This is a genomic window from Paenibacillus zeisoli, from assembly GCF_003994465.1.
GTDB lineage: Bacteria > Bacillota > Bacilli > Paenibacillales > Paenibacillaceae > Fontibacillus > Fontibacillus zeisoli.
On record NZ_RZNX01000006.1, the window covers coordinates 92,329 to 110,047 of the forward strand.

The 17,719-nt window shown below is 50.2% G+C and carries 19 protein-coding genes; 9 read left to right on the top strand and 10 right to left on the bottom strand.

Translation table 11 applies throughout. The features are described 5' to 3' along the window. Positions 1-47: 47 nt before the first annotated feature. Both EJP77_RS14430 and EJP77_RS14435 read right to left on the bottom strand, forming a co-directional pair. Entirely contained in the window at positions 48-1,580 is a 1,533-nt protein-coding gene (locus EJP77_RS14430) for a sensor histidine kinase (protein ID WP_127199955.1), read from the bottom strand. Next, positions 1,577-2,263 carry a response regulator transcription factor gene (locus tag EJP77_RS14435; RefSeq protein WP_127199956.1) on the bottom strand — a complete coding sequence of 229 codons (687 nt, stop codon included), beginning with the start codon at positions 2,261-2,263 and terminating at the stop codon, positions 1,577-1,579. Before EJP77_RS14435 ends, EJP77_RS14430 begins: the two co-directional genes overlap by 4 nt. 202 nt (positions 2,264-2,465) lie before the next feature. On the opposite strand from EJP77_RS14435, the gene EJP77_RS14440 reads away from it, so the two are divergent. The 4 genes from EJP77_RS14440 to galU are packed head-to-tail and all read left to right on the top strand — an operon-like array spanning position 2,466 to position 7,147. After that, on the top strand, positions 2,466-4,862 hold the full coding sequence (locus tag EJP77_RS14440; protein WP_127199957.1) for a glycosyltransferase family 39 protein: 2,397 nt from the start codon (positions 2,466-2,468) through the stop codon (positions 4,860-4,862). Positions 4,863-4,890: 28 nt separating this feature from the next. Further along, complete coding sequence (locus tag EJP77_RS14445) at positions 4,891-5,868, top strand: glycosyltransferase family 2 protein (protein ID WP_127199958.1); 978 nt, start codon at positions 4,891-4,893, stop codon at positions 5,866-5,868. Further along, positions 5,865-6,284, top strand: a complete 420-nt coding sequence (locus tag EJP77_RS14450) for a GtrA family protein (RefSeq protein WP_127199959.1) — start codon at positions 5,865-5,867, stop codon at positions 6,282-6,284. The genes EJP77_RS14445 and EJP77_RS14450 overlap by 4 nt, the downstream gene beginning before the upstream one ends. Beyond that, entirely contained in the window at positions 6,281-7,147 is an 867-nt protein-coding gene (gene galU / locus EJP77_RS14455; RefSeq protein ID WP_127199960.1) for a UTP--glucose-1-phosphate uridylyltransferase GalU, read from the top strand. Before EJP77_RS14450 ends, galU begins: the two co-directional genes overlap by 4 nt. A gap of 84 nt (positions 7,148-7,231) precedes the next feature. Here galU and EJP77_RS14460 read toward each other — a convergent pair whose 3' ends face one another. Further along, positions 7,232-7,669 (bottom strand): GNAT family N-acetyltransferase, encoded by a 438-nt coding sequence (locus EJP77_RS14460; protein WP_127199961.1) that lies wholly within the window; start codon positions 7,667-7,669, stop codon positions 7,232-7,234. A gap of 266 nt (positions 7,670-7,935) precedes the next feature. On the opposite strand from EJP77_RS14460, the gene EJP77_RS14465 reads away from it, so the two are divergent. Beyond that, entirely contained in the window at positions 7,936-8,268 is a 333-nt protein-coding gene (locus tag EJP77_RS14465; protein WP_127199962.1) for a YolD-like family protein, read from the top strand. A gap of 88 nt (positions 8,269-8,356) precedes the next feature. Beyond that, the gene (locus tag EJP77_RS14470; protein WP_127199963.1) at positions 8,357-8,680 is read left to right on the top strand and encodes a DUF3889 domain-containing protein; all 324 of its coding nucleotides are present in this window, start codon (positions 8,357-8,359) and stop codon (positions 8,678-8,680) included. 97 nt (positions 8,681-8,777) lie between these two features. Here EJP77_RS14470 and EJP77_RS14475 read toward each other — a convergent pair whose 3' ends face one another. Continuing rightward, positions 8,778-9,185: a hypothetical protein gene (locus EJP77_RS14475; RefSeq protein ID WP_127199964.1), complete on the bottom strand. Its 408-nt coding sequence runs from the start codon at positions 9,183-9,185 to the stop codon at positions 8,778-8,780. 209 nt (positions 9,186-9,394) lie between these two features. On the opposite strand from EJP77_RS14475, the gene EJP77_RS14480 reads away from it, so the two are divergent. The 3 genes from EJP77_RS14480 to EJP77_RS14490 all read left to right on the top strand — a co-directional run bounded on the left by EJP77_RS14480 (position 9,395) and on the right by EJP77_RS14490 (position 11,554). Continuing rightward, on the top strand, positions 9,395-9,763 hold the full coding sequence (locus tag EJP77_RS14480) for a hypothetical protein (protein WP_127199965.1): 369 nt from the start codon (positions 9,395-9,397) through the stop codon (positions 9,761-9,763). Positions 9,764-9,782: 19 nt separating this feature from the next. Then, entirely contained in the window at positions 9,783-11,012 is a 1,230-nt protein-coding gene (locus EJP77_RS14485) for an exo-alpha-sialidase (RefSeq protein WP_127199966.1), read from the top strand. A 140-nt stretch (positions 11,013-11,152) separates the two neighbouring features. Further along, positions 11,153-11,554, top strand: a complete 402-nt coding sequence (locus EJP77_RS14490) for a hypothetical protein (RefSeq protein WP_127199967.1) — start codon at positions 11,153-11,155, stop codon at positions 11,552-11,554. Between the two features lie 77 nt (positions 11,555-11,631). Here EJP77_RS14490 and EJP77_RS14495 read toward each other — a convergent pair whose 3' ends face one another. The 6 genes from EJP77_RS14495 to EJP77_RS14520 form a co-directional block, all read right to left on the bottom strand. Then, positions 11,632-12,987 (bottom strand): LLM class flavin-dependent oxidoreductase, encoded by a 1,356-nt coding sequence (locus EJP77_RS14495; protein ID WP_127199968.1) that lies wholly within the window; start codon positions 12,985-12,987, stop codon positions 11,632-11,634. A 38-nt stretch (positions 12,988-13,025) separates the two neighbouring features. Further along, complete coding sequence (locus EJP77_RS14500) at positions 13,026-13,880, bottom strand: ABC transporter permease (RefSeq protein WP_127199969.1); 855 nt, start codon at positions 13,878-13,880, stop codon at positions 13,026-13,028. Further along, positions 13,880-14,737 carry an ABC transporter permease gene (locus EJP77_RS14505; protein WP_127199970.1) on the bottom strand — a complete coding sequence of 286 codons (858 nt, stop codon included), beginning with the start codon at positions 14,735-14,737 and terminating at the stop codon, positions 13,880-13,882. Before EJP77_RS14505 ends, EJP77_RS14500 begins: the two co-directional genes overlap by 1 nt. Positions 14,738-14,760: 23 nt before the next feature. Continuing rightward, positions 14,761-15,783: an aliphatic sulfonate ABC transporter substrate-binding protein gene (locus EJP77_RS14510; RefSeq protein WP_127199971.1), complete on the bottom strand. Its 1,023-nt coding sequence runs from the start codon at positions 15,781-15,783 to the stop codon at positions 14,761-14,763. A gap of 57 nt (positions 15,784-15,840) precedes the next feature. Next, positions 15,841-16,617, bottom strand: a complete 777-nt coding sequence (locus EJP77_RS14515; RefSeq protein ID WP_127199972.1) for an ABC transporter ATP-binding protein — start codon at positions 16,615-16,617, stop codon at positions 15,841-15,843. 289 nt (positions 16,618-16,906) lie between these two features. Continuing rightward, positions 16,907-17,503, bottom strand: a complete 597-nt coding sequence (locus tag EJP77_RS14520) for a TetR/AcrR family transcriptional regulator (RefSeq protein ID WP_127199973.1) — start codon at positions 17,501-17,503, stop codon at positions 16,907-16,909. Positions 17,504-17,719 lie beyond the last annotated feature (216 nt).

Consider the following 17,719-nt stretch of genomic DNA (forward strand, 5'->3'; position numbering starts at 1 on the left):
ATAAAAAACAACCCCTGCCGGATGTCCGGTAAGGGTTGTTAACATTTCTATTGAACGGTCGGCAGCGTGATATGAAATGAAGTTCCGCGGCCGGGCTTGCTCTGGGCACAGATGGTTCCTTTGTGAGCTTCAATGATAGACCTGGTAATGGAGAGACCCAGACCCGCGCCGCCAGATTTGCGGGTTCTGGACGATTCGCTCCGGTAGAACCGGTCAAAGATATGAGGGAGATGCTCGGGATCTATGCCGCTGCCATTATCCTGGACGGTCAATTCGGCATGTTCCCCCGAGACATTCAGGGATACCGTAATAACCCCTTCGTTCTCGTGCGTATGCTGTACTGCATTATGAAATAAATTGAGTACGACCTGTTTCATCTTATCCGGATCAGCTGCCGTTCTCACATGGGCAGTCAGGTCAAAGCGTACATTCCGCTGGCCAGCAAGCATGAGCAGTTGAGGCTCCATTTCCCGCAGAAGGGCATCGAGCCGTACCTCGGTTAATTGGAGCTGAGGGGCTTGATCCAGCTTCGTGAGCAGGAGGAGGTCCTCGACCAGCTTGTTGATGCGTCTGGATTCTCCATGCATGCTGGTTAGGGCTGCTTGCAGCTTTTGCGGGTTGTCAGCAGCTCCGCGAAGCAGCACTTCCAGGAAGCCGTGAATGGAGGTAAGCGGTGTACGGAGCTCGTGAGAGGCATCCGCAATAAATTGTCTCATCAGTTCTTTGGACTCCCGCTCTGCTTCAAAGGACAGCTCGAGCCTTTCCAGCATGCCGTTGAAAGAAGTGGACAAGCGGTCAATTTCAACCTGGCCCTGAGCCGTTGGGAAGCGCTCCGCCAGATTCCCGGCATCGGTCTGCTGAACAACCTCAACCATTCGTGACAGCGGGACAAGCGTTCGGCGAAGCACAGGAATATAGAGAACTACACCCCCGGCTAGTGCGAGAAAGGACAGCACGACAAAGATTAGCAATTGCTGAAGCAGCTGCTCCTGCAGCGGAGCCGTACTTGTGCCCATTTGGAGAAGGCCCTTGGACTCGCTGGGAGGACCGGCTGGACTGAATACAATCAGCTGCTCTTCTCCAGTAGAATCCTGCGCGATTACGTAATTCTTATGAGCATGGTAATCCTGATAATTAGTCATGAGCGCTGTATATTCTGCAGCAGACAGCTGTGGGGACTTCATTCCAAACTCCCCCGAGATGTCGGTAAAGCTTCCGTCAGTATTAATTAAGGCAAGGGAGGTTTCTCTGAATACAAAAGGACGTCCCTCCCGCTCCATACTGGAATCTGATGCAGAGGAATTCGATGCATTATGATTTTTCTCTTGTTCCTCATGATCCGAATCAGGGAAGATCTCTCCTTGGGTGGTACGAAGTAACCCTTTGGGAATGGACATGATCTGTGCCCGCATTCCCTCAGCACGACTCTGGTAAAGGAAGTCTCTCATCAGCCAGTACTGTAGACCGCCGATGAGAATCAGCAGGGCCGCAAGGATGAACAAGGAACGTACGAGCAGCTGGGAACGCAGAGAGCCCGGTACTAATCGATTACGGATGAACTTTCGGGCTTTCTTGATCATGGCAGATCTACCCGGTATCCTACACCGCGGAGCGTACGGATCAGCTTGTGCTCCTTGTCACCGAGCTTCTCTCGAAGTGAGCGAATATAGACCTCAACGATATTCTCTTCCCCGCCAAAGTCATATCCCCAGACCCGGTCCAGAATCAGCGTCTTGCTGAGCACAATCCCGTAGTTCATGATCATGAATTTGAGCAGCTCATATTCTGTAGGAGATAGCTCAAGAGCTTTGTCATTGTAAATGATTTCTTTTCTGCGGTCATCAATGCGGAATGGACCTTGCGTGACTTCTCCCAGCAAATCAGGAAACTGATTGCGCAGGCGTGCCTGGATCCGCGCCAGCAGTTCATCAAAGCTGAAGGGCTTGACCATGTAGTCGTCCGCTCCCAAAGTCAATCCTTTAACCCGGTCCTCCACCTCGTCTTTGGCAGTGAGCATAATAATGCCCACATTATTGCCATCAGCTTTCATTTGCTTAACCACCTCGAAGCCGTTCATTTCGGGCATCATCACATCGAGGATCACTACGTGCGGCTTGAAGTCGACGGCTACCTCTACCGCAATCGCTCCATCGGGTGCCGTCTGTACCTCGAATCCCTCATTACTAAGACCCATTTCAAGAAACTGCAGAATATGCGGCTCATCGTCAACGAGTAATATTTTGATTCCCTTGGTTGGTTTCATCTAGGTTCTTCCTCTCTCTGAAGCAGTTCTGGCAGGTGCATTCCTATTGTATTATCGGTTATTTAACTGAAATTTGTCTGAAAAATACGCCTGATTAGGCGCTGGACTTAAACATTCAGCTAGCATTCAGCCAGCACTCAATTTCACTTCAGTTAAGGATGGCACAATTAGTGCAGGTTAATCAAGGGAGTGGATTTGGAATATGAAACTATTAAAGAAAATGTGCACGGATAAGCTTCTGATTCTTATCGTGCTGCTAGCAGCTTTTCTGAATTTGTATGGCATTTGGAATGATCAGTATGCCAACACTTACTACACAACAGCTGTCGCAAGTATGCTTCAGAATTTCCACAACTTCTTCTATGGGTCGCTTGACTCGGCTGGCTCAGTGACCGTGGACAAACCTCCGGTTACCTTCTGGATTCAGACGATCAGTGCTTATATCTTCGGTCTTCATGGCTGGAGTGTAATTCTGCCTCAAGCGCTTGCCGGGATTGGCTCGGTGCTGCTCATCTACTTCTTGGTGAGGCCAACCTTTGGACTGGCATCGGCCAGAATTGCGGCGCTTGTCATGGCCTGCATGCCGGTAGCCGTAGCTGTAAGCAGAACCAATAACATTGACAGTATGTTGGTATTTACTTTGCTGCTTGCAGCCTGGCTGCTGTTCCGGGGGATCCGGCGGAATCGTATATGGAATCTGCTTGGCGCTTTTGCCATGGTCGGCGTTGGTTTCAATATGAAGATGCTCCAAGCTTATATGGTTCTTCCCGCATTCTACTTATTCTATCTTCTTGCCGTCAAAGCCAGCTGGAAAAGAAAGGTGAGTATACTTGCCGGCTGCACTGCGGTTCTCATGGTCGTATCCCTGTCCTGGGCGGTTACCGTGGACTCCATATCGAAAGACAAGCGACCTTATATCGGAAGCAGTGAGACCAACTCGGTTCTTGAATTGGCATTTGGTTATAATGGCGTATCCCGTCTGACCGGGAATCAAGGCGGCATGGGCGCTGGAACGCCTCCAGGAGGCAGCTTCAACGGAGAGAATCCGGGTCAGACAGGTATGGGGAATGCAGGCGGTGGGGGTTCTTCAGGAATGAATCAGTCCGGGTCCGCCCAGGCGAGCAATGGTCCATCCAATGGTACTCAATTGAACAGCGATCCTTCGAACAATGCTCCATCGAACAGCGGTGCTCAATCAAGATCTGGTCAAACAAATAGTACTCAAGCGAACAACAATCAGTCGAACACAGCCCTGTCAGCTAACAACCAGGCTCCACAGGCCGGCATGAATCAGGACGACGGCGGCCGTGGATGGAACGGCCAAGGCATGCCGCCTTTTGGTGAGAATGGCAGAAATGATGGCAGCAGAGGTATGGGAAGCATGTTCGGAACAGGAACCCCGGGTCCGCTGCGCCTATTCCAGACTGAACTCTCGGGTCAGGCCAGCTGGCTACTGCCCTTTGTATTGTTCGGCCTCGTTGCCCTGTTCGCAGGGATTCGCCGCAACAGCATTACAGAGAAGCATAAAGAAGCCTTGTTCTGGCTGGCCTGGCTTGGGCCGGTTATGGTGTTCTTCAGCATTGCGGGTTTCTTTCATCATTATTATCTGATCATGCTCGCTGCTCCGATTGCGGCGCTGGTTGGCGCAGGCTGGACTGCAATGTGGACCTCCTACCGCGAACGGAGCGGCTGGAAGTCCTGGCTGCTTCCGGCAGCCGTGATCGTTACAGCCGCATTTCAATATTACATTGTTCAGGCGTATAACAGCACCATCGGAACTGGATGGTCTATCGCCATAGCGACAGCCGGCATTGTGGCTGCAGGGGTGCTTGTCTACATCCGCAGACAGGAGAAATCATGGAAGCATACCGCGGCGGTGGCCGGATTCCTGGTACTGATGATTGGGCCGGTATTCTGGGCATGGACTCCGCTTACGTATGGACTTAACAGCATGATCCCGCAGGCCGGGCCTGGAACATCCAGCGGTATGAGGGGGATGGGATTCCCTGGAGGCGCGAACGGACCGTTTGGCGATATGACTCCGCCTGGAATGAATTCCGGAAGCGGCTCAACCGGTATCCCCGCAGGGGGAGATTCAGCGAATAACACTACACCATCAGATACTTCACCGGGTTCTGCAGCCCAGAACGACAGCAGATCGAATGCGGGTCAAGGCGGCAGAGGCATGGGCGAAAGCCAGAAGGTGAATACCAAGCTGCTTGCTTATTTGAAGAAGAACAACACAGGTCAGGAGTACTTATTCGCCACGACGAATTATGGTACTGCGGCTCCTTATATGATTGATGAAGATGAATCTGTCATCATTATGGGTGGTTTCTCAGGTTCAGACCCTGTATATACAACTGCTAAGCTTGAAACTCTGGTGAAGAGCAGCAAAGTGAAGTATTTCCTGGTTGGCGGTGGAATGGGCGGCCGTGGCGGAAGTTCAGAGCTTACAACCTGGATCAAAGACCACGGTACTGAAATTCCTTCTAGTGAATGGAATGAATCCGGAAGTACAGCGGAGCAGACGGATTCAGGCCTCATGCAGGGCGGACCGGATGGAAATATGACTCTTTACGAAGTTACCGTGAAATAAATTTATTTTCTAAGGAGGGAGCGACCGTATGAGCGCACAAGCGAAGTATTCAGTTGTGATTCCGATGTATAACGAAGAAGCTGTTATTCAGGAGACGTATAGACGTTTAAAAAAAGTAATGGGAACTTTGCAGGAAGCCTATGAGTTAATATTCGTAAATGACGGCAGCAGGGACCAGAGTGCCGAGATTATTAAGGATTACAGCTGCTGGGATGACACCGTCAAGCTGATCGATTTCTCCCGGAATTTCGGGCATCAGATCGCCATTACAGCAGGTATGGATTATGCTTCTGGAGAAGCTATTATTATCATTGATGCGGATCTTCAAGATCCTCCTGAACTGATTCTCTCTATGATTGATAAATGGAAGGAAGGCTTTGAGGTTGTCTACGCGAAGCGGGTTAAACGGAACGGGGAGACGTTGTTCAAAAAGTGGTCTGCCAGCATGTTCTACCGCGTTCTCCGGGCTTCTACTGATATTAATATTCCGGTAGATACGGGTGACTTCCGATTGATGGACCGCAAGGTTGTGGAGCAGATGAAGCGCCTGCCTGAGAAGAACCGGTTCGTCCGCGGATTGGTCAGCTGGGTAGGCTTCCGTCAGACCGCGGTGGAGTATGAGCGGGATGAACGTCTTGCCGGGGAGACCAAATATCCCCTCAAACGGATGATCAAGCTGTCATTGGACGGGATCATGTCCTTCTCTTACAAACCGCTGAAGCTCGCGGGGTATGCAGGAATAACTTTGTCCATCCTTGGTTTCATCTATCTGCTGTATGTTCTGTATCTGGCATTGTTCACGGGGGCCACCAGTAAGGGCTGGCCTTCCCTCATTGGAATTATGCTGCTGTTCGATGGATTTGTACTGATCATGCTTGGGGTGCTTGGTGAATATATCGGCCGGATTTATGATGAGACGAAGGGGCGCCCGCTTTATATCGTGAATGAAGTGCACGGGATTCAACAAGAGGAGCAGCTCCCTGCGGAGCACACAATCAAGGCATGAACAGCAGGATGACCCGGCTGATTCAATTCGGGCTTGTTGGACTTCTGAATACCGGAATTGATCTGGGGGTATTCACATTCCTCATCTGGGTGAGTACCCCTGTTATTCCCGCCCAGATTGTGTCCTATGGCTGCGGTGTACTGAACAGCTATATCCTGAACAGCAGATGGACCTTTCGTGCGGTGCGCGCCCAGAAAAGAAAGCATGAGCTTCTTCGATTTATACTGGTGAATCTTGCAGCGCTAACCCTATCTTCGTTACTGCTCAAGTCGCTGTACGCTAGTACAGGAATGAATCTCACGCTTTGCAAGCTGGCTGCCACAGCAGCGATTATCCTTGTTAATTACGCGGGAAGCCGCTATCTGGTGTTCGGACAACAGACTAGAGATAAGAAGAACAGGAGTGAATCCATATGAAAGTCAGAAAAGCCGTAATTCCCGCCGCCGGACTCGGCACCCGCTTCCTGCCGGCGACCAAAGCACAACCCAAAGAAATGCTGCCGATCGTCGACAAGCCGGCGATTCAATATATCGTAGAAGAAGCGGTTCAATCCGGAATTGAGAGCATCATTATCGTGACCGGCCGCAACAAGAAATCGATCGAGGACCACTTCGATAAGTCCGTGGAGCTGGAGCGCATCCTGAAGGAGAAGGGCAAGCACGATCTTCTTCTGGAAGTACAGGCCATCAGTGAGCTTGCAGGGATTCATTATATCCGGCAAAAAGAACCTCTTGGCCTCGGCCATGCCATCCTCTGCGCCCAGCAATTCATCGGAGATGAGCCATTCGCCGTTCTGCTCGGCGATGATATTATGGTCTCCGAGCCTCCGGCTCTCAAACAGCTGATCTCCGTGTTCGAAGAGACGGGAAAGCCGGTAGTCGGCGTTAAGCCTGTCCCGTTATCTGATGTAAGTAAATACGGAATTATCGATTCTTCCTCCGCCGAAAATGGACTTTATCAGGTGAGCGGACTGGTGGAGAAGCCTTCTCCGGAGGAGACACCTTCCCAAATGGCCATTATGGGACGTTATATTCTCCAGCCTTCGATCTTCTCCGTGCTGGAGCAGATCGACCGGGGAGCAGGCGGGGAATATCAGCTTACGGATGCGCTGCACAGAATCTGCGGCACGGAAGGGCTGCTTGCTCTTGAACTCGCCGGGAAGAGATATGATATTGGCGACAAATTTGGCTACATTCAGGCGATCCTGGAGATCGGGCTTAGTCAGGAGGAATTGTATCCGCAGCTCATGCCTTATCTGAGGCAGCTTGTTACTCTGTAAATTTACTGGATAAGTAGTCCATAAACTCATCCATAAAAACAAAGGCGGTTCCTTTGTAAGTACTTATTACATGGGAACGGTTTTTTATTTGTGCCACGTCATAAGGTATTCCTTCTCACCCGTGGAACCATCTATCTCCTCATGGTCAATAACGAAATCGTGTCTTAAATAAAAACGCAGTGCAGACTCGTTCTTCTGATAGACTTTCAATGTTAAGCTATCTTTAAGCTTCTTGGCTTTGTTCAAAAGTTCTGTACCCATTCCCCTGCCTTGATCCTGAGGATCAACAAATATAGCAGCGAGGTAATTATCAACGAGCGAGATGAACCCCGCAATCCTAGCAGGGTTCTCCAATTCGATCATATAGTTCTCCGCCATAGGAAGCCACTTATTCACCATATCGGGGACACTCGCTTCCCAGTGCTCCCGATTCACAAAAGAATGAGCGGTCAATGTGGCATTAAGCCAAATACGCGTCAATGTCTCAAACTCTGGTTGCTCCGCTAAACGAATGCTGGGCATACTTGTTCTGTGTCCTCCATAGCTTGCCTGAACAAGCTTCTTTTAAATTATCCGAGCCGGGTCTGACTTAAATCTATACCTTTCGCCGCCAGCACGGTAATCATTCTTATATTCTTACCCAGCTTGTTCAATTCCTGCTATATAAGTTGTACTTGAGAAGGATTTTATTTACATTGATTTAGATTGAGCTAACTGGATATAATACAAACAGGTGTTCGCATATAATGAAGATGAATTGGAATGATATGAGACGGGAGGACAGGGTTATGGCAGGAAAGCTGGAAGCGAATGGATTGTGGGAATCGTCGAGGATGATGCTGCCGGAGCACAAAGAGGCGATTATTCGGGCAGGCCGCGAGCGGGATCGCCGTACCAAGCCAATTGTAGATGCCCAAGAGCTGGAGCTGATCGAGCGCGCGCTGAATGAATCGCTCAGAGGCCGTACAGCGGTCACGGTTAGGTTGTGGGGGGAATATGAAGACACGGAGCTGCGGGGTGTCGTCACTTCTATTCATACACACAGCCGTGAGATCAAGCTGCAGCTGGGTGAGGATTGGCAGTGGATCAAGATCAGGGACATTACCGGAGCTTATAGGTAGAGCTGCCCGCAGGCTGACCCATCTGTATAATTTCAACATCTCCTTTGAATACTAAGATTTAAAATTCAAAGACAGGAGTGTAGATCTCATGCGAGCTGCAAAGAGATGGGTGATTACATTATTCACAGCCTTGGCTATAAGTATGCTGGGTACGGAGAGTTTGGCAATGGCGGAACCTTCCTATGCCGAGTGGGGCAGGGTCGCTGTCCTGGAGGCGAAGAAGAAGTACGATGCCGACATTACCGACTATAAGCATATCGGCCGGAAACCGGTTAAAGATCATATCTATGAGGAGCAGTTCAAGCTGATCGTGAAGAAGCCCTCCAAGGAATTTGGTGTCTATGTAAGTGTACAATTCAACGAAGATACCGGGGAGCTGCTGGATATCAAATATAAGGAAGCTGCCGAGTAAGGATAACAGGATATAGTTGTAACAAAGCCGGAACTCCATTCGAGGAGCTCCGGCTTTTAGTATGAATAGATGCTCATCAATAAACTTACAGATGCAATTAAGCCAGAGAGGTTCCTGAGAATACGATTGGCCCGACAACACTTGCCCTATTGAAGGCAAAGTTGCTCGTGATGGAGGCTTGAAGTGTATAAGAGTGATAGCCGGCTGGAGCATTGGCATCTACGAACGAGAAACTGAGCGTCTCCAAGGCATTCACGGTGAAAATTGTCGTTTGGGTATTGGCGATTTCCGTCACGTCACGAATCAGGGAGATGAGGACGGTAGGGCTTCCAGCAGTAGCCTGTAAACCTAAGCTCACATGAAGTTCGACCAGGCCGCCAGTATTGGTAAGCAGGCCGAAATTGGCCAGTGTGTTGGCGCTTGGGATAGCAACAAGCGGAATATTCGTTGACTGGGTGAAGCTGTTTGGAATACTGCGGCCAAAATCAATAATAGAGAGAGTCATATCAATCACCTCCGAAGGGTGGAATATACTACACAGGTAACATATGCTTGACTTCTATTTATTCCTGTATATCAGCCATGATGGTGTGATAGAATCGCGAAATAATTGCCGTTTAGCCTGTTCTCTATACCGTCATTCGCATATTTTAAATGGAGGGTTCTATACGTCTTTATAAAGTAGTCAAAAACGCGGGAGGGGGAGCATGGGAGATGCCCTACACAACCGGAGCCATATATAATCCTTCAACGGGCTCAACTGCGGCTGGTCAAATTCTAGTGATTTGTATTAATGACTCCATTAATCTGACGGCAAGTATTGAACTTGAGGTATTCCAATGGGGGATAACCGATGGGCCGCGGACGCCGTTGGGGCATAACTTAATTGCCTTGCCGCCACAGGCTATCCAAAGTTTCACATATCCAATCAATGCGGGCGGTTTCTATGAAGTACAGGTGGATTACTTCAGCGCAACAAGTGCAGTGATTCATGTATTTGGTCTTGATGCTGTAGGCGGTGTTGTGCAGAGAGTTCTACAGGCTGAAATGAGCCAGATTGACAGATTGACAAATCTCCCTTGAGAGAAAGGAGGTGAGATGATTGCCAGTTGTAAATATAACGGGGGCGTTACCGGGGAATCATTTCGAGCCCTCGATTGCTGTGAATTCAGTCTTATCCAATTTCATGTGCGTAGTGTATGTAGATGACAGCCTGGGAACGGGGCGGATTGGTGTATCCATTTCGTCGGACGGGGGCCAGACCTGGAGCAGCAGCATTCTCCCCCAGCCGAGTGGTTATGAGAGCGCAGAGGCTCCAACCGTGGACTATACTTTTCCTAATACGTTCATTGTTGCTGCTCATGTATTTAATGGAATCAATGATGGGACTATTGTTACCTACACTTCATTCAATAACGGGGCGAATTTCAATCCACCAGTCATTGTGCAGCGGGGATATGGGGTAATTATCCATAATGATGAGCCCTTCATTGCCGTAGACCGTTCACCGGGCAGTCCTTACCGGGGCAATGCGTATGTCAGCTACACCCCGCTCTTCAACTTCTCGGCGATCTTCTTCCAGCGGTCTGTAAATGAGGGTGCAAGCTGGGAGACTCCTCAGCGGCTTAGTGATCCAAGAGGGTTCCATGACCGGGCTGCTATTGCGGTAGGCTTATCCGGAGAGGTATATTCCGGATATATCTTGACAGGGCCAACGAATCCGTCCGCCAACCTGCGCATTTCCTATGATGGAGGAGCCTCGTTCTTTCCGCAAATAGCGCGGGAATCTATCCTGATTTCATCTGTGGTTCCCGTTCCATCGCCTCTCCCGGTACCAGGTTACGGCTTTCGTGTCCAGACGAATCTAACTCTTGGTGCGGACATATCGAACGGCCTCGGAAGCGGCAACGTATACGCTGCCTGGAATGACTTCCGCAATGGATATTCGGATATTCTACTCTCTATCTCGCCAGATGGACAACTGTGGCCTATTCCCACAAGTATAACCGGAGCGCCGCCAGGAACTCAGAACTTCTTCCCATCTATTACGGTCTCGCCCTCCACGGGGACAATTCGAATTATTTATTACACTAATCGGGTCAATGGCTTTCTCCTCGATGTTTTTGTAGCGGAGTCATTCAACGGTGGGGGGTCCTTCTCCAACCGGCGTCTGACGGATGCGTCTTTCGATCCGAATGGTAATTCTCCAACGCCTGTTCCGCTGATCGGAGACTATATTACGGCAGCAACGAGTCTGCCAGATACGCTGGCAGCGGTCTGGAATGCAACCACTCCTCCTACAGGCAAGGAGGACATTTACTTCTCGACGTAAAGATAGTGATGTACTTTTTTGTCGATAAAGGGTATAATGGAATTAACTTACTGTTTGCGGTCGTTAGTTGAAGGGCTTCCCGATTAGTTATTGACTATAGGGAAGTTCTTTCGCATTCAGGAGTGAGATTGGGGCGATTTATGAACAATGTACACATTATTTTGGAACGCTACCAAGTCCTTGAAGAACAGATTCAAAGGTTTATCGTCTGTCACTCTAGTCTGAAATATGTTGATGGTTCGGTGGAAGTTGTGGACGGCGGTGCCTATGAATGGTCGGAGCTTGCCCCTGCAGAGCGGGAAATTCAGATCAAGCTGATCTCGGATTACTCCGGGATAATCGAAGAGATGTGCTTGGGTATGCCTGAATCGAGCAGCGAGTTACAGAGGTTCATTCAAAGCTGTGGTGAAGTTCTAAGCTATATTAGACAGGATTCAATGTGTTGGGATTCTTCGCTTCAGAAATCTTTTGAGAACATTCAAAGAGAGCTGAAGCTGCAGAAGCAGTTAATTACAATTATCCAGCCTATGCCTATAATGTAATACACCCGTGGGGCCATAGCCTCACGGGTTTTTGTTGCTGCGGACAAGCTTCAGCCGCGGTGCTCTATGAGGGCCATTTAGCTGATCGCAGATTTCTCAGCGCGGCCACGGCTGAAATGACCCGATTCCGGTCGATCCAGGCCCAGATGCTCCCGAAGCGTAGTCCCGGTGTATTCCTTGCGGAATAGACCTCTTCGCTGCAGAATCGGGATGACCTCATCTGTAAATATCTCCAGATCCCCTGGAAGAACTGGCCCCATGACATTGAATCCGTCGCATGCCCGCTCATGGAACCACTGTTCCATGAGGTCTGCGAGCTGCTCCGGCGTGCCAACGAACTGCAGGTGACCACGGGCCCCAAGAATTCTGCGGCCGAGCTCCAATATGGACAAGTTCTGGGAACGAGCCGTGTCCATGATGAGCTGAATACGGCTCTTCATTCCGTTAGATTTCTCAACAGGATCCGGGATCTCGGGCAGAGGTCCGTCAGCAGGATAGGCGGAGAGATCATAACTTAACATACCGGATAGAGCAGCTACAGCAAGCTCGGCCGGAATCAGTTCCATGAGCTCCTGCTCTTTACGCCTAGCTTCTTCCACGGTGGCTGCGAGAATCGGTGAGATTCCCGGCATAATCTTGAGGCTTCCCGGCTTTCTTCCCGCTTCAATCAGCTTGCTGTTCACACTTTCATAGAAAGCCTTGGCAGCTTCCAGCGACTGCTGGGCCGTGAAGATGACCTCGCCATACTTGGAGGCGAACTGCTGACCCTGCGGAGATGAACCGGCTTGGATGAGCACCGGATTCCCTTGCGGAGGCCTTGGAAGGTTAAGCGGACCTTTGCTCGAGAACCATTTTCCCTTGTAGTCAATGGCTTTGACCTTGCCGGGATCTGCATAGATACCGGTCTTGCGGTCGAGGACAAGCGCATCATCATCCCAGCTGTCCCAGAGCTTGGTCACGGCCTCGACGAACTCTTCGGCCATCTCGTAGCGAAGGGCATGATCGGGATGCTTGGGCAGCCCGTAATTATGGGCTTCAATGTCCAGCTGGGATGTGACAATATTCCAGCCTGCTCTGCCTTTGCTAATATAATCAAGGGAAGCGAATTTGCGGGCTACATTATACGGATGGTTGTAGGTCGTGGAGACGGTAGCCGTCAGACCAATCCGGGTGGTCACCGCGGACAGCGCAGACAGGAGCGTGATCGGATCGAGCATGCCTGATGCGGCCATGTCTACGTTCTGTACATATAATAAATCCGCGAAAAAAATCATGTCGAACTTGCCGCGTTCCGCCGTCTCGGCAATAGAGCGGTAAAGATCGAAGTCATACATGCCTTCGACTCCGGAATCCGGATGACGCCATCCGGCATGGTGATGGCCGGCATAATAGATGAATGCGCCCAGGTGTAGCTGATCTGTACGTTGGGTCATGCTGCCTCAAGCCTCCTTTTTAATGAGAAGAAGTATGGTTAACCTTTAAATGTATCCTGCCAGCTTAGCCAGCGCTTCTCTAGAGCGTGAACAGCAATATCGGATAAAGATCCGACCAGCGCGAACAGGATAATCCCCACAAAGACAATGTCCGTATTGGAATACGTACGGGCATCCTCGATCATATAGCCAATACCGGCACTGGTTCCCATGAGTTCGGCGAAGACGAGAACGAGCCAGGAAGTGCTCATCGCCAGACGCAGACCTAGCAAAATATTCGGCAGTGCAGAAGGAAGAATGAGCTTGGTCAGCTGCTGCCAGCGGGAATATCCGAGTATCCGAGTCACGTCATAAAGTTTGGTGTCCACACTTCGGATCCCGAGAAATGTATTCAGATAGACGGGGAAGAAGGCCCCTAGTGAAATCATCAAAACTTTGCTGAATTCGCCGATTCCGAACCAAAGAATAAATAGGGGAATCAGAGCGAGCAGCGGTACAGTCCGCAGCATTTGCAGGGAAGGGTCGAGCGTTCGTTCGATGATTTTGCCAATCCCGATGAACATTCCGACCAGCAGACCGATGACTGAACCCAGCATGAAGCCGCTTAGGGCCCGAAGGGCGCTTACTCCAAGATGATGATACAGCTCACCGCTTGCCCCAAGCTCTATGAATCTCTTCATAATGGCTAGAGGCGTGGGCAGCTGCTCCTTGGTGACGAGTCCGGTATCCCCGGCGATCTGCCATATGATTAGCAGGACGATAGGAACAAGCAGTCCGTGAAGCCAGAAGGGAACCCGGTTAAGCCAGCCAAGTTCCTTCCTGTATTTCAGAGATGTCTTAACTGTAGAGGTGTCCGGCTCTCCCCGGACTTCTTGATGGATAAGCTGTGCCATTATTGACCTCCCTCCCCTTGAAAGCTGTCTCTCCAGCGGAGCAGCCTGCGCTCTACGAGCAGAACGAGTGAATCCGAAAGCTTGCCTACGATGGCGAAGACCACAATCCCGACGAACATGACTGTCGTCAGAGACATCGACCGGGCATCATTGATCATGAAGCCGATTCCCGATGTAGATCCCATCATCTCGGCTACGACCAGACCAATCCAGGCAACCCCAAGTGAGAGGCGGGTACCAAGCAGGATATTAGGCAGCGAAGCTGGCAGAATTAATTTCATAATCATTTGCATGCGGCTGAACTCAAGAACTCGGGCTACATCGAACAGCTTGTTATCCACGCTGCGAATGCCGAGGAATGTATTAATATAGAGCGGAAAGAAGGATCCCTTGGCAATCAACAGCAGCTTGGATTCCTCCCCGAATCCGAACCATAGAATGAACAGGGGCGCAATGGCCAGGTGGGGGAGTGTCCGCAGCATTTGCAGGGATGGGTTCAGCAGCCTCTCGGCTTTATGGGAGAAGCCTACCCATAGACCTGCGGCAAGTCCGAGTCCACCTCCCATCAAGAAGCCGAACAGGACTCTCCATGTCGAAATACCGAGATTGCTGAGGAGCTCCCCGCTGAGGAGCATGGCCCTGAATTCTTCCCAAATATCGAAGGGAGCCGGCAGCAATATGGGATTAAGAAGCTCCGCAGAGCCAGCAGCCTGCCAGACCACGAGAAGCGTGAGCGGCAGCAGCAGTCCGATCCATCGGTTCGTCAGGCGAACGGATCTTTGACGTGCTTTCCGGATTTGCGGCGAGCTGTGAAGCCCGCCTTGAAGTGTCTTATTTCGAGTGCTTGCAGGGAACATGGACAGCGCCTCATTTCGAAATGCTATTTAGTGGATGACGCGGATTTGAGTGCTTCTTCAATGAACTTGTTGTTCACGACTTCCGATACATCAATCTGTCTGCGGATGGTTCCAATAGACTTCTGGAAGTCCGCGGTCTTTTGAAGTTCTGTAATAATATCCTGACTGACCGGAATGTTGATGGACTTGGATCGCTTCAGCATGCCTCCGACAATAGCCTCAGGAATTTTGTAGTCTGCCGCATATTTCTTGGTGGCCTCAGCTGAATTCTGCTCTTCCCATAGCCGCGACTTCTCCAGCACGGATAAATAAGTAGTGACAAGTTCCGGATATTTATCGGCGATCTCTTTACGAACAATCACAAAGGACGGGGCAAGAACGCCAAGAGACTCGCCTTCTGCCAGCACTTTTCCTTTTCCGGTAAGCGTGTTAATGGTGATAAAAGGATCCCAGGTCGCCCAGGCATCAACTTTGCCCGAGTCAAAAGCAGGCTGAGCCTCATTCGGCTGAAGCTGGATGATCTGCACCTCCGACGCTTCAATTCCGGCATCATGCAGTCCACGCGTCAGGAGGTTATAGGCATTGCTTCCCTTGGTAACGGCAACCCTTTTCCCTTTCAAATCCTTAATATCTTTGAGCGTGCTGTTCGCCGGCACAATGATTGCCGTGTTCTGCTTCCCGTCAAGAATTTGGGATATAATCTCGAACTTGATCCCCGCCGCTTGGGCCGCGATCACAGGCATATTCCCGAGGGCTGCGAAATCCAGCTTATCTGAAGCCATGGCCTCCGTCATCGGCGGTCCGCTCTGGAATTCTGCCCATTCCACTTTGACGCCCAGCTTCTCGAAAGCCTGCTCATACCATTTCTCTTCTCTGGCTTTGCCATATAAGCCGCCGCTTCCTTGAACACCCAGCTTAAGGGTGAGCCCTTGATAGTTCGTCTTGCCATCCGCTGTCGTAGTAGCTGCCGCTTGATCCTTGGACGCGCAACCTGCAGTAGTAAGTACAACCAACAGCATCAGCACAGCAAATATCCGTTTCTTCATCTCATTCTCTCCTCTAGTAACTTCAAATTTTGTAGGTTTATGATGCACTGCAAGGGCTTAAATCCCTGCCCCCAAATCGAGCGCGGGTTCTTCACCTTTCTCAAAAGCCTGGAGAACCAGGCGGCGCAGCTCCTGGAAGGAAGCTCCGGTTCTTGAACGGGGGAAGGGCAGGTCAATCGGCAGAATTTCGCGAATGTGACCGGGTCTGGGATTCATAATCACGACCTTTTCCCCGAGAAAAACAGCCTCGTCGAGATCATGGGTGACGAACAGCATCGTCGTCTTGTTGTTCTGCCAAATATCGAGCAGCACTTCCTGCATATGGGCTCTTGTAAAAGCATCCAGCGCGCCGAAGGGCTCGTCGAGCAGGAGCACATCAGGACTGCGCAGCAGAGCTCTTGCAATGGCAACACGCTGGGCCATGCCTCCTGACAGCTCACGGGGATAGGCCTTCTCGAATCCTTTGAGCCTAACGAGCTCAATCAGTTCATCTACCCTGCGGCGAACGGCCGGATTCTTAAGGGACAGGTTGGCGGCGATGTTCTTCTCTACAGTCAGCCATGGGAACAGGCGCGGTTCCTGGAAGATCACACCCTTCTCAATGCCAGGACCGGTAATCGGTCTGCCGTTCAGCTCGGCCTTGCCCTCGTACCCGGTATCCAGACCGCCCACGATCTTGAGCAGGGTGCTCTTGCCACAACCGCTGGGACCGATGAGCGTGACGAACTCTCCCTGTTTGACCTTGAGCTGGATATTCGAGAGAGCGTGGACAGGACCCGCGGGAGAAGCAAAAGTACGATTGAGATGTTCGATGACCAAAGAATGCTCAGACATAACCGTGCCTCCTAAAGTTTATTAAACAAACCTGTTTAATTGGTTTTATTCACAAAAGAGAAGGCAAAGGATACAGAGCAGGATATTCATGCCCGTTGTATGCCTATTGCCAAGTCTCCAGCTGTCTGGTCGAAAATGTGATAATTATCATTGCAAATTAGATAAAGTCACAACTTGAATATGTATTCGGTTTGTTATGAGCATTCTATCAGGGGGAGTTTGGGGTGTCAATCATTTTTTTCCTATGAGTTAACTCGGGTATGCTCAATTGGATCTAGTTAAATGAATTCTAAGCTTGGAACAATCCTATCAATCTGTCGACTTCAATAGATATGGGAATCTCGAATCCCGGTGCCTGCTGAAGCGTCAAGCCTTGGATCATACTGACCAGATAAAAGGCCAGCTTCAGCGGATCGCCTTGAACGATGGTCCCTTCCTGCTGCCCATCCTCCATAATACGGGCGAGAGGCTGAAGGTTCGCCGTGAATCTGTCGGTTACGGCTTGTCTGATCTCCAGCGGCACTGTATCCGTAGTTCTGGCAGTTTGAAGCATGATCGTATAGGCCCAGTTGATCGGATTGGCAAGCCAGCCCGCGGCAAAATCCTGCAGCTTGATAAGCGCTGGAGTTCCCTGTTCTTCGGCCAGCTCCAACACTCTCTTTCCATAATCCAGCTGACCCCGTTTCAGCACTTCGGCAAAAATTTCATCCTTTGATCTGAAGTAATGATACATCGTACCGATGCTGATCCCTGCTGCCTTCGCGATGTCGCTGATGCTTGTCGATCCGAAGCCTTTAGTAGAAATAACGGTTATAGCTGAATCCAGAATAAGCTGAATTCGTTCATCTCTAACTCTTTGGTCACGTTCCACATTTCTGGGGCACATTCTAATTCCTCCTTGAAAGACTGCTTTTATATTGATTGCTCATCTACGGACTATAATAGACATTTGAAAAGCGAAAGTGAAGTTAAGGAAAATAATATTTATTTCCAGAAAAGGTATTGACTATAGCAGAGGCAAAATGTAATATAACATTCAAATCATAGTAAGTCGATTGGTTTTATGCGTTAATCGACCGGACCACCGGAGACACGATCATCT

Coding starts and splice junctions, on each gene's coding strand:
- EJP77_RS14430 (WP_127199955.1), bottom strand. CDS start 1,580: ATGATCAAGAAAGCCCGAAAGTTCATCCGTAATCGATTAGTACCGGGC.
- EJP77_RS14435 (WP_127199956.1), bottom strand. CDS start 2,263: ATGAAACCAACCAAGGGAATCAAAATATTACTCGTTGACGATGAGCCG.
- EJP77_RS14440 (WP_127199957.1), top strand. CDS start 2,466: ATGAAACTATTAAAGAAAATGTGCACGGATAAGCTTCTGATTCTTATC.
- EJP77_RS14445 (WP_127199958.1), top strand. CDS start 4,891: ATGAGCGCACAAGCGAAGTATTCAGTTGTGATTCCGATGTATAACGAA.
- EJP77_RS14450 (WP_127199959.1), top strand. CDS start 5,865: ATGAACAGCAGGATGACCCGGCTGATTCAATTCGGGCTTGTTGGACTT.
- galU (WP_127199960.1), top strand. CDS start 6,281: ATGAAAGTCAGAAAAGCCGTAATTCCCGCCGCCGGACTCGGCACCCGC.
- EJP77_RS14460 (WP_127199961.1), bottom strand. CDS start 7,669: ATGCCCAGCATTCGTTTAGCGGAGCAACCAGAGTTTGAGACATTGACG.
- EJP77_RS14465 (WP_127199962.1), top strand. CDS start 7,936: ATGGCAGGAAAGCTGGAAGCGAATGGATTGTGGGAATCGTCGAGGATG.
- EJP77_RS14470 (WP_127199963.1), top strand. CDS start 8,357: ATGCGAGCTGCAAAGAGATGGGTGATTACATTATTCACAGCCTTGGCT.
- EJP77_RS14475 (WP_127199964.1), bottom strand. CDS start 9,185: ATGACTCTCTCTATTATTGATTTTGGCCGCAGTATTCCAAACAGCTTC.
- EJP77_RS14480 (WP_127199965.1), top strand. CDS start 9,395: ATGCCCTACACAACCGGAGCCATATATAATCCTTCAACGGGCTCAACT.
- EJP77_RS14490 (WP_127199967.1), top strand. CDS start 11,153: ATGAACAATGTACACATTATTTTGGAACGCTACCAAGTCCTTGAAGAA.
- EJP77_RS14495 (WP_127199968.1), bottom strand. CDS start 12,987: ATGACCCAACGTACAGATCAGCTACACCTGGGCGCATTCATCTATTAT.
- EJP77_RS14500 (WP_127199969.1), bottom strand. CDS start 13,880: ATGGCACAGCTTATCCATCAAGAAGTCCGGGGAGAGCCGGACACCTCT.
- EJP77_RS14505 (WP_127199970.1), bottom strand. CDS start 14,737: ATGTTCCCTGCAAGCACTCGAAATAAGACACTTCAAGGCGGGCTTCAC.
- EJP77_RS14510 (WP_127199971.1), bottom strand. CDS start 15,783: ATGAAGAAACGGATATTTGCTGTGCTGATGCTGTTGGTTGTACTTACT.
- EJP77_RS14515 (WP_127199972.1), bottom strand. CDS start 16,617: ATGTCTGAGCATTCTTTGGTCATCGAACATCTCAATCGTACTTTTGCT.
- EJP77_RS14520 (WP_127199973.1), bottom strand. CDS start 17,503: ATGTGCCCCAGAAATGTGGAACGTGACCAAAGAGTTAGAGATGAACGA.